This is a genomic window from Phycisphaerae bacterium (genome assembly GCA_012729815.1).
Classification (GTDB): domain Bacteria; phylum Planctomycetota; class Phycisphaerae; order JAAYCJ01; family JAAYCJ01; genus JAAYCJ01.
Genome location: JAAYCJ010000201.1, coordinates 1 through 2505, shown reverse-complemented (window position 1 = coordinate 2505; position 2505 = coordinate 1). Strand labels below are relative to the sequence as shown.

1 protein-coding gene is annotated in these 2505 nt (G+C 64.8%); it reads right to left on the bottom strand.

Annotation, left to right across the window (positions count from 1 at the left end):
* Window positions 1–2505, bottom strand: a 2505-nt coding sequence (locus GXY33_13545) for a hypothetical protein (GenBank protein NLX06157.1), incomplete at both ends; no start/stop codon positions are given.

Below are 2505 nucleotides of genomic sequence, written 5' to 3'. Positions count from 1 at the left end.
GCCGGGGAAGGCGACGATGAGGTTCTGGCCGTTGGCTGCCCCGTTCATGGTGATGGTCAACTCATCGTCGTCGATGGCCAGGTCGGTGACCGAGCCGCTGGACAAGGTGACGTCGCTGACGTCCAGCCCTTCGTTGCCCTGGATGGGATAGTCGAAGGTGACTACCAGCGTGGTCGGGCCACCGGCTCGATGCTCGATGGCCTCGGCAGACCAGAGGTCGTTCTCGAACTGGCCGGCGGTTCCGTGGGTCATCCGCGAGACGGCGGCCATGATCGACGGTGAGACGCAGCCCTGGGCCTCGACCGCGTAGGTGTAGCCGCCGTTAGGTTGATCGGCGGCGTTCATGCCGACGACGTGCAGGTACCAGGTGCCCGGGGCCTCGACCGGGGTGGCCAAGGTGTCAGCGCTCCAGAGGGGCTCGCTGCCGGTGAAGGTGTACGTCGGGTTCTGGTTCCAGGCATAGGCGTAGTACTGGACCTTGCCGGCTCCGAAGCCGCCGACCGCGGTCCAGTTGACGGTCTCGCCGGAGCAGGGATTGGTGACATCCGCGGTCACGCTGCCCTCACTGGGCGGAACCGACAGGGTCCACAGGCTGGCGGTGCCGGAGTAGGCGGTCTCGATGCCCTCGCCATTGACCGCCTTGGCTTTGAAGACGTACTCGGTGTTGGCGGTCAGGCCGGTGATATCGTCGTAGAGCTCGGTGACCTTGGCCCGATCCGCGGCGCCGTCGTGGAAGATAACGCCGGAGTTGCCGGCGGTCAGGTTGACGGGATTGGCGGTGTAAACCCGGCAGCTCGTTTCGGTGACGTCGGTGAACATCGGCGTTGCCGGCGTGTTCTGCAGGGTGTACTTGCTCATCGCGGGCGAAGAGGCCGAGTTGGGTGTTGGGGCGACCTGGTCGCGAGCGGTGACCGTCAGGCCGGTGTACTCGGTATTGGCGGTCAGACCGGTCCATTCAAAGGTTCCGCCGGTCCAGCCACTGCCGGCCGCGCCGGCACGACTGTAGTTGAAGCCGTTGGTGGCGTTGATGCCGGAGTGCGGGTCTGAGCCGGTCCCGAGGACCGCGATGCTGTCGGTGGTGATGGTGCCGAAGCCCAGGCTCACGTTGGCCGGTGCGGTGGCATCGTACTTGAAGACGAACTTGGTCTGAGTGCTCGATTCGTTCAGGGCGTTATCGACGGTACTGATCCGCAGGTAGTAGGCACCATCGCCGGGAGCTGCGGGGTCGAAGGCGGTGCCGGTGGTCCAGTTGGTCACGACACCGGTGGGCGACGTGCCCCAGTAGTACTTGTAGCCCTTGATTCCGGATACGCCTTCGCCGGCCCCCTGGCTGTCGGTAGCCCCTGCCCAGGCGAAGCTGGGGTCGGGATACGCGCTCTGCCAGACATCGCTGGCCGATCCGCCGGCCTCGGTGCAGCTCGTGGGGTTGGCGGGTGCGGTTCCGTCGGCCACGTAGTAGGTGCAGTTACCGATGTAATTACCGCTGCTGTTGGCGAGGCGTGCACAGAGTCCGTAACCGCCGCCGCCGTTCTCCACCTTCATGACCAGTCGGTTCCAGCCGTTGTTGAGGGTGACCGGCCCGTACCAGTCCTGGTCGGCGACAGCCCCGCGGCCCATGGGCGAGTCCCAATAGCCGACCTGTTCGCCGTTGAGCCAGACCTTGCTGCAGTCGTCCGAACCGGCGCCGATGTAGACGCTGTTGTTGGTGGCCGCGTTGTAGTGGATGTAGACGCATGCGTAGGTGGTTCCGTTGTCCTTGGACGCGGCGTTGTAGAAGGGGGCGCTGAGCAGGTCAACGACGTTGTTGGCCGTCGAGGTGCCGTTCTTCCACTTGTAGGAGCCGTACCCGGCCGATCCGTAGCTGACGTATCCGCTACCGTTGGCGGCGTCGGCGGCGAGTGTGCTTTCATTGACGGGTACCGCGACGGCGTTACCCGCGGTGTTGGCGTAGTCTCCCGCGATCTGGTTGGTATGGATGCGTGTCTGGTGCTCGGCGGTTGCGCCCTGGGCGTAGTGTCCGAGGTAGGCCCAGCTCAGGATGGTATTCGGGCTGCCCGTGGGCAGGGTGTAGTTATAGTAGATGGTGATGACGGGGTAAACGCCACTGGCGCCGGTGTTCTCTCGGTTCTCGAAGATCTTGGCGTAGGTGGCCTCGGTTTCGCTGGAGGCGTTTCGGACCACGATGCCCTTCATGCCGGGGATGCCGGCGGTGTTTCCGTTCCAGCTCCAGGAGTAGGTTCCGTAGTCGGTCACATCGGTGCTGGCGAAGTCTCCGCTGTAGGCGCTGGCGGTGTTCCAGGTGGCGCTGCTCTCGGTCCAGAGGTTGGTGAAGCTGGGCTTGCTGAGAGCGATGGCGGCGGTGTTGGATCCGCTGTAGCGGCTGTAGAGGTACATCGACAGGCTGGCGCTTCCGGCGGCGTTGACGACCGCACTGCTGGGCAGTTCGGTGTTGAATCGCAGGAGGCCTCGGCGAGCACCCACGGATGAGCTGAAGCCGGTCTGGAT